The sequence below is a fragment of the Longimicrobiaceae bacterium genome (assembly GCA_035936415.1).
Classification (GTDB): Bacteria; Gemmatimonadota; Gemmatimonadetes; order Longimicrobiales; family Longimicrobiaceae; genus JAFAYN01.
This window is the reverse complement of sequence record DASYWD010000010.1, coordinates 1-8893: the sequence shown is the minus strand read 5'-3', so window position 1 is coordinate 8893 and position 8893 is coordinate 1. Positions and strand designations below refer to the sequence as shown.

4 protein-coding genes are annotated in these 8893 nt (G+C 71.8%); 3 read left to right on the top strand and 1 reads right to left on the bottom strand.

All coding sequences use genetic code 11. The annotated features are described in order from the left end of the window. The 3 genes from VGR37_00270 to VGR37_00260 form a co-directional block, all read left to right on the top strand. The coding region (locus VGR37_00270; protein HEV2145828.1) for a phosphopantetheine-binding protein at nt 1-811 on the top strand (811 nt) is incomplete at its 5' end. Then, nucleotides 811-8115, top strand: coding sequence for an amino acid adenylation domain-containing protein (locus tag VGR37_00265; protein HEV2145827.1), 7305 nt, complete (start codon nt 811-813; stop codon nt 8113-8115). The genes VGR37_00270 and VGR37_00265, both read left to right, overlap by 1 nt. A 392-nt stretch (nt 8116-8507) precedes the next feature. Then, a complete protein-coding gene (locus VGR37_00260) occupies nt 8508-8633 on the top strand; it encodes a hypothetical protein (protein HEV2145826.1) in 126 nt (41 codons plus the stop codon). Here the strand turns inward: VGR37_00260 and VGR37_00255 are convergent. Continuing rightward, nucleotides 8622-8893 (bottom strand): IS630 family transposase (locus VGR37_00255; GenBank protein HEV2145825.1); only part of this gene is annotated, 272 nt, incomplete at its 5' end. The genes VGR37_00260 and VGR37_00255 overlap by 12 nt on opposite strands.

Sequence of the window (8893 nt, the reverse complement as noted above, 5' to 3'; positions counted from 1 at the left end):
TGTGGCACGCGGGTACCTGAACCGCCCCGAGCAGACGGCGGAGCGCTTCGTCCCGGATCCGTTCTCGGGGCAGGCGGGCGCGCGGATGTACCGCTCTGGAGACCGGGCGCGCTGGCGGGCCGGGGGGGAGCTGGAGTACGTAGGGCGGGTGGACTTCCAGGTGAAGATCCGCGGCTTCCGCATCGAGCCCGGCGAGGTCGAGGCCGTGCTGGAGCGCCACCCGCGGGTGCGCGAGGCGGCCGTCGCCGCCTACGAGGACGCGGCCGGAGAGAAGCGCCTGGCAGCGTACATCGTCCCCACGGCGGACGCCGCGCGGGAGGACGTCGCCGCGGTCAGGGAGCACCTCCGCGCGCACCTCCCCGAGTACATGGTGCCGACGTCGCTCGTCCTGCTGGATGCACTCCCGCTGACGCCCAACGGCAAGGTCGACCGCCGCCTTCTCCCCGAGCCGGAGCCGGCCGGCCCGGACCTGGAAAGCTACGTGGCCCCGCGAACGGGAGTGGAGGAGGTGCTGGCGGAGGTCTGGGAGGAGGTTCTCGGCCTCGAGCGCGTCGGGGTGAACGACAACTTCTTCGCCCTGGGAGGGCACTCGCTCCTGGCGACACGAGTGGCGTCGCGGGTCCGGGAGGCGTTCGCGATCGAGCTTCCCTTGCGCACCTTCTTCGAGGCTCCCACGGTGGCGAAGCTCGCCGAGAGGATCGAACAAGTGAGGATCCCCGACCACGTGGACGGAGACCGCCTCGCAGAGCAGCTGGACCGCCTCGAGGAGTTGTCCGAGGAAGAGGTGATGCAACTTCTCAGGGGGGGCTGATGGCGCTGGACCGCACGGAAAACGATCCACGGACCGGCGACCAGAACGTCGCCTCCGCCGTGCTCGACGAGCGCCTCGCCCGGCTCTCGCCGGAGAGGCGGGCCCTCCTTCTGAAGCTCCTCCGGGAGTCCGGCGGCCCGGCCGTGCAGCCGCTCCGCCGCCGCGAGGGGGCCGGCCCAGCCCCACTCTCGTTCGCGCAGCAGCGGCTCTGGTTCATCCACCAGATGAACCCGGAGAGTCCCGTCTACAACATGCCTTATCGGCTGCGGCTGCGTGGCGCGGCGCGGGTGGGCGTCCTGCGGCGAAGCATCGCGGAACTGGTGCGCCGGCACGAGACCCTGCGCACCGTCTTCCCCGTCCGGGACGGAGATCCGGCGCAGGTGGTACTGCCCGCCGCGCCCGTGCTCCTCCCGGTGATCGACCTCGGCGGCCTGGCAACGGAGGCACGGGAGCGGGAGACCCGGCGGCTGGTGGCGGACGAGGCCGCGCACCCGTTCGACCTCGCAACGGGCCCGCTCCTGCGGAGCACCCTGCTCCGCCTGGACGCGGAGGAGTGGGGGCTCCTCTTCACCCTGCATCACATCGTCAGCGACGGGTGGTCCACGAGCATCCTGGTACGCGAGGTGTCCGGGACGTACGCAGCCCTCTCGGCGGGCCGGGAGCCCGACTTCCCGCCTCTCCCGGTGCAGTACTCCGACTTCGCCGTCTGGCAGCGGGAGCACCTCTCGGGGGAACGGCTGGAGGAGCATCTCCGCTTCTGGAAGGAAGCCCTCGCCGGGGCGCCTCCCTCCCTGGACCTCCCGACCGACCACCCTCGCCCCGCCTCGCCAGGCACCCGGGCCGAAAGCCGGCGCGTCAGGGTTCCCGCCTCCCGCCTCCCGGCCGTCCACGCCCTGGCGCAACGGGAGGGGGCCACGCTCTTCATGACGGTGCTCGCCGCGTGGCAGGTGCTGCTGGGGCGCTACTCGGGGCAGGACGACTTCACCGTGGGCACCCCCATCGCCGGGCGGACGCGGAAAGAAGTGGAGGGGCTGATCGGGTTCTTCATCAACACGCTTGTCCTGCGAGCCGACCTCTCGGGGAACCCCACCGTGGGGGAGCTGCTGCGTCGGACGCGGGACACGACGCTCGGCGCATTTAACCACCAGGACCTTCCCTTCGAGCGGCTGGTGGAGGAGCTGGCCGGGGAGCGGAGCACCACGCACACCCCGCTCTTCCAGGTGCTGTTCGCCCTCCAGAACAACGAGCGCGGCGAGCTTCGCCTGGGTGCGATCGTGCTGGAGGAACTGGGGGCGAGGGACGAGTCCGCCAAGTTCGACCTGAGCCTGAACGGAGTGGAAGGGCCGGAGGGACTCGATCTGATCCTCACCTTCCGGACGGAGCTCTTCCGTGCCGCAGGCGCCGAGCGGATGCTGGAGCACCTGGCCCGCCTCCTGGAGAGGATGGTGGCCAACCCGGGCGCCCGGGTCGACGAGATCCCGCTCCTGAGCCAGGCCGAGCGTGACCGGGTGCTCGGCGAGTGGAGCGGGCCGGGGGAGGCGTTCCCGGCAGACTCCACCGTGCACGAGCGTTTCGCCGCGGTGGCGAAGGAGTACGGCGGAGCCCCGGCGGTGACGTTCGAGGGAGAGTCGCTCAGCTACGCGGAGCTGGACCGCCGTGCCAACCGCCTCGCGCACGCGCTGCGAACGCTTGGGGTGGGGCCGGACATCCCCGTGGGGGTGTGCCTGGAGCGATCCCTGGAAATGGTGGTGGCGATCCTGGGGGTGCTGAAGGCGGGGGGCGCCTACGTTCCCCTGGACCCCTCCTACCCGGCCGAGCGTCTGGCCTACCTCCTGGAGGACTCCGCCGTCGCCGTCCTGGTGACGCGGGAGCGCCACCTCGGCACCCTTCCCCCGCACCGCGCCAGGGTTCTGTCCCTGGACGGCCCGCTGCCCGACGAGGGCGACGCGGCCCCCGGCGTCCCGGTCTCCGCGGACAACCTGGCCTACGTCATCTACACCTCCGGCTCGACGGGCCGGCCGAAGGGAGCGCAGATCACGCACGCACACGTGCTGCGCCTCTTCGCCGCCACGGAGCGCTGGTACGGCTTCGGGAGTGGCGACGTGTGGGCGCTGTTCCACTCCTACGCCTTCGACTTCTCGGTCTGGGAGATCTGGGGCGCGCTCCTCTACGGCGGCCGCCTGGTGGTGGTGCCGTTCCTCACCAGCCGTTCGCCGGACGCGTTCCGGGAGCTGCTCGCGAGCGAGCGCGTGACGGTGCTGAACCAGACCCCCTCTGCGTTCCGCCAGCTGATCGCGGCGGACCGGGAGGCGGACAGGAACGACCTGTCGCTGCGGCTGGTGGTCTTCGGTGGGGAGGCGCTGGAGCCCGCCATGCTGGCCCCCTGGATGGAGAAGCACGGCTGCGAGCGGCCGCGCCTGGTGAACATGTACGGGATCACCGAGACCACCGTGCACGTCACCTACCGCCCCCTCACCCGCGAGGACGTGGAGCGGGGGTCGGCGAGCCCGATCGGTGTGCCGATCCCCGACCTGCGCGTCTACGTTCTGGACCGGAGCGGGAACCCGGTGCCGGCCGGGGTTCCGGGGGAACTGTTCGTCGGAGGAGCGGGGGTGGCGCGGGGGTACCTCGAGCGGCCGGAGCTGACCGCAGACCGCTTCGTCCCCGACCCGTTCGGGGGAGTGGCGGGAGCACGCATGTACCGCTCGGGAGACCGGGTCCGGTGGTGCGGCGATGCCGAGCTGGAGTACCTCGGGCGGCTGGACGAGCAGGTGAAGATCCGCGGCTTCCGCATCGAGCTGGGGGAGATCGAGGCCGCGCTCTTCGCACACCCGGGAGTGCGGGAGGCGTTGGTGCTGGCACGCGACAACGGGTCCGGGGAGAGGCGGCTCGTAGCGTTCGTGGTGCCCGCGGCAGAAGGGGTCTCCACCGCGGAGCTGCGCGGCTGGCTCCGGGAACGGCTGCCGGAGTACATGGTCCCGGCAGGCGTGACCGCCCTGGAGGCGTTCCCGCTGACCCCGAACGGGAAGCTGGACCGGCGGGCGCTCCCTTCGGCGGAGGCAGGTGCGCCCACCGGGGGATACGCGGCCCCGCGGACTCCGACGGAGGAAGTGGTGGCGGGGATCTGGGCGGACGTGCTGCGGATAGAGCGCGTGGGGGTGGAGGCGAGCTTCTTTCAGCTGGGCGGGCACTCGCTCCTGGCGACGCGCGTCGTCGCCAGGGTGCGGAGCGCGCTGGGAGTGGAGCTGCCCCTCCGGACGCTGTTCGAGGCGCCCACCGTCGCGCGGGTCGCAGCGGAGGTGGACGCGCTGCGGCGCGCGGGGCTGGCGACGCAGGCCCATCCACTGGTCCCCGTCTCCCGCGACCGTCCGCTCCCACTGTCCTTCGCGCAGCAGCGGCTCTGGTTCCTGGACCGGCTCGACCCCGGGAGCGCCGCCTACAACATGCCCTTCGCGCTGCGGCTGCGCGGTCCGCTCCGCGTGGACGTCCTGGAGCGCGGGCTGGCCAGGGTGGTGCGCCGCCACGAGACGCTGCGCACCGTCTTCGCCGAGGTCGGGGGCGAGCCGGCTCAGGTCGTCCGCGAAGCGGGGGCGGTGGTCGTACCGGTGGCGGACCTGCGCGCCCTCCCAGCCGCGGCGCGCCCTGCCGAGGCGCTGCGGCTCGCCCGGGAAGAGGCCGCGCGGCCGTTCGACCTTGCGACGGGTCCGCTGCTCCGATCGGCGCTCCTGCGGCTGGGCGACGAGGAATGGGCACTCCTCCTCACCATGCACCACATCGCGGGCGACGGCTGGTCGCTTGGGGTGCTGGTGCGCGAGGTCTCCGAGCTGTACACGGCCGGTTCCGAGGGGCGGGAGCCCGCGCTCGCCGCAATCCCCATCCAGTACGCGGACTATGCCGTGTGGCAGCGTGGCTGGATGACGGGAGAGGTCCTGGAGGCGCAGCTCGCCTTCTGGCGCGAGGAGCTCAGCGGGGCGCCTTCGCTGCTGGAACTCCCCACGGACCGGCCGCGCACCCGGGCGCCGGACGCGCGCGGCGAGCGGGCGCCGTTCGGTCTTTCCGCCGAGGTCACGAGCGGACTGAGGGCGCTGTCGGTGCGCGAGGGGGCGACGCTGTTCATGACGCTTCTGGCCGGCTGGCAGCTCCTGCTCTCGCAGTACGCCGGGGTGGAGGAGGTCTGCGTGGGCACGCCGGTCGCGGGACGCACGCGGCTGGAGACCGAGGGGCTGATCGGTCTCTTCATCAACACCCTCGTCGTGCGTACGGAGCTGTCCGGCGCACCGACCTTCCGGGAGCTGCTGGGGCGGGTACGGGATCGGACGTTCAGGGCCTACCAGCACCAGGAGGTCCCTTTCGAGAGGCTGGTGGAGGAGTTGCAGGTGGAGCGCACCCTCGCGCACACGCCCCTGTTCCAGGTGCTCTTCATCCTGCAGAACAACGAGCGCGCCGACGTGCGGCTCGGCGAGCTGCGGGTGGAGCCGCTGGCTACGGGCGCGGAGGTGGCGAAGTTCGACCTGACGCTGGCCCTGGCGGAAGACGGGGATCGGCTGGGCGGCGCCATCTCGTACCGCGCGGCGCTCTTCGATGCGTCGTCGGTGGAACGGATGCTGGGACACCTCCGCGTGCTCCTGGAGGCGGCGGCGGCCGACCCCGGGCGCCGCGTCGGCGAGATCGCCCTGCTCACCGGGAGCGAGCGGCGGCAGGTGGTGGAGGAGTGGAACGCCACCGAGGTGCAGATCGCGAGCGAGCGCCCGGTCTACGTGCGCATCGCCGAGCGCGCCGCGCGGAGCCCGGATGCGGGGGCGGTGGTCTCGGGCGGCGAGTCCATCACCTGCGCGCAGCTGGAGGCACGCTCGAACCGCCTCGCCCGCCACCTGCGCTCGCGCGGGGTGCGCGCAGAGAGCCTGGTGGGGCTCTACCTGGAGCGCGGCGTGGAAATGGTCGTCGCCATGCTCGCCATCCACAAGGCGGGCGGGGCGTACGTCCCGCTGGACCCGGCCTATCCCGTGGAGCGCCTGGCGTACATGCTCCGCGACTGCGGCGCGAGGGTCCTGCTCACGCAGGAGAGCCTCGCCGGGACGCTCGCGCTCGAGGGGGCGAGGCTCGTCCGGGTGGACGCCGAGCAGGAGGAGATCGCCCGGCACAGCGCGCAGGCGCTCGAGACGGCGGCCTCTCCCGACTCCTTGGCCTACGTGATCTACACCTCCGGCTCCACGGGGCGGCCCAAGGGGGTGATGAACACGCACGGCGCGCTGCTGAACCTGCTGGAGTCGTTTGGGCGCATGCTCGCCCCGGGCGCGGACGACGTGCTCCTGGCGCTCACCCCGCTCTCCTTCGACATCGCCGCGCTGGAGGTGTTCCTCCCCCTGGTCTGCGGCGCGCGCCTGGTGATCGCCGATCGGGAAACGGCCCTGGATGGGGCGAAGCTGCTGCGGGAGATGGGCGCCGTGGGGGCGACGCTGGTGCAGGCGACGCCCGCCACCTGGTACATGCTGCTGGCCGCCGGATGGGAGGGCGGCGACGCGCTGACGGCGCTGTGCGGCGGTGAGGCGCTGCAGCAGGAGCTTGCCGCAGAGCTGCTGCGGCGCGCCGGGGCCGCGTGGAACGTGTACGGACCCACCGAGACCACCGTCTGGTCCACCGCCGAGCGGATCCGCTCGGCAGAGGCACCGATCTGCGTGGGCCGGCCACTGGCGAACACGGGCACCTACGTGCTGGACGGGGAGCTGCAGGCGGTCCCGGTGGGAGTCGTGGGGACGCTTTTCATCGGCGGCATGGGGCTGGCGCGGGGGTACCTCGGCCGGCCCGAGCTGACGGCGGAGCGCTTCCGCCCGCATCCCTTCTCCGCGGAAGCGGGGGCGCGGGTCTACGACACCGGAGACCTGGCGCGCCTGCGGGCGGACGGGCGCATCGAGGTGCTGGGGCGGACGGACCAGCAGGTGAAGGTGCGCGGCTACCGGATCGAGCTGGGGGAGATCGAGGCCGCCCTGAACGCGCACCCGGCGGTGGAGCGTGCCGCCGTGGTCGCGGTGAGCACCGGCGCGAACGACCGGCGGCTGGTCGGCTACGTGGGAGTGAAGGAGGGCGCGGAGGTCTCGCCGGCCGAGCTGCGGGCGCACCTCGTGGAGCGGCTGCCGGAGTACATGGTACCCCCCGCGTACGTGGTTTTGGAGCGGCTGCCGCTGACCCCCAACGGCAAAGTGGACCGCAGGGTGCTGCCGGCGCCGGATGTCGCGGGGATGGTTGCGGGGGAGTCGTTCATTGGGCCGCGCGACATGGTCGAACTTGCCCTTGCCCGCATCTGGGAGGGGCTTCTGCACACGTCCCCGATTGGCGTGCGCGACTCCTTCTTTGAGCTGGGGGGACATTCCCTCCTTAGCGTGCGCCTGATGGCACGCATCGAAGATCTTACCGGGAAGCGGATCCCGCTCTCGGCCCTTTTCGCCCACCCCACCATCGAGCGCCTCGCCTCCGCGCTTCGCGCGGAGCAGGCGGAGCGCGGCACGGGGCCGCTGGTCCCGATTCGCCCCGCGGGAGGCGAGCGCCCGCTCTTCTTCGTGCATGGCGCCGGCGGGAGCGTCCTCTCGTATGCTGCCCTCGCCCGCCACCTGGGATCAGGCCGCCCGTTCTACGCACTGCAGGCCCGCGGACTGGACGGCGACGCCGCCCCCCTGGCCACCGTGGCGGAGATGGCCGCCAGCTACTCCCACGCCGTACAGGAAGTCCAGCCGGAAGGACCGTACCTGCTCGGCGGCTGGTCGATGGGTGGGACCATCGCCTTCGAGATGGCCCGGCAACTCGAGGCCGCGGGCCGGCGCGTCGAACGGCTGGTGCTGGTGGACGCCGCCCCGCCTGCCAGTGGGCACGCCGTGCCCGCGGACGACGCCTCGCTCCTCGCCAGCTTTGCGCGCCACCTGGAGATCCCGCTGGAGCAGCTGGCCGTCTCCCCGGAGGAGATCTTGGCGCTCGACCCGGGAGAGCGCCTGCAGCGCGCGTGGCAGGCCGCCTGTGCCGCACAGGTGATCCCGCCCGACATGGACCTCGCCCACTTCCTCCCGCTGTGGGACGTGTTCCGGACCAACATTGGGGCGAGCCGGGAGTACCGGGGGGGTACCTGCACCGCCGACGTCCTCCTCCTGCGCGCTGCCGAGCAGGCGGCCGGTGCTCCCGGTGGTGCTGGAGGATGGGAAGGGCTCACCTCGGGTCGCGTGGACGTGCACACCGTGCCGGGGGACCACTTCAGCGTGGTCCGGGAGCCGCACGTTCGGGCGCTTGCAGCCGAGTTGTCCGCCGTCCTCTGCGGCTAACGACAGGCACGAGACGGCCTGCTCTGGACCGCGTCCCGGCGGATCTCGTCTTTTACCCGGACCTGTCGAGTGCAAGCCGCGATGCGTCGAACCCCCGCTCCACGATCGCCATAGACCTGTTCGCGAGGGGCAGTCAGGGCGGTCCGACGATTTGGGGCGGAGGAGTGTACCTTACACAGCCTGGCAATCCGCTCAAGGTATACGGAAGGTCTGAACCTCTACCGCGACGCAGATCGAGCGCTCGCTATCGACCTGGTGGCCGGCTTCCCTTCTGAGCCGCGGGCGGTCGGCGGAGGTAGGGCCGTGAGGAAACGCCGCGCGTCTGGCCCGGTTCCAGCGGATGCGCGTGTGGTTCTGCGCCCGGGGCTTACGCTTCCGCCGGAGGAACGAACATGGCTCGCGTGCTGATGGAGATTCGGCGCCCCGGGAAGGCGCCCGCCGTGGACGAGATCAAGGCCGAGTACGGGGTGTCGGACGCCGAGTTGGACGTGGCGTACGGTGTGGTCCTAGTGGTCTGAGTTAGAGATTCTGTGGCAGAAGCGGGCAACACTTTGGAGAATCTCGTCGGCGGTCTTGGTCCAGACGAACGGCTTGGGGTGTTCGTTCGTGGCGCCGACGTAGCGATGAATCGCTTGCCCCAAGGCATCGATGCTGGGGTGAACCCCGCGCTTGAGCTGCTTGGACGTCAGGAGCGCGAACCAGACTTCGACCAGGTTGAGCCAGGATGCGGAGGTCGGAGTGAAGTGGATGTGGTAGCGCGGGCGCTTGACCAGCCAGT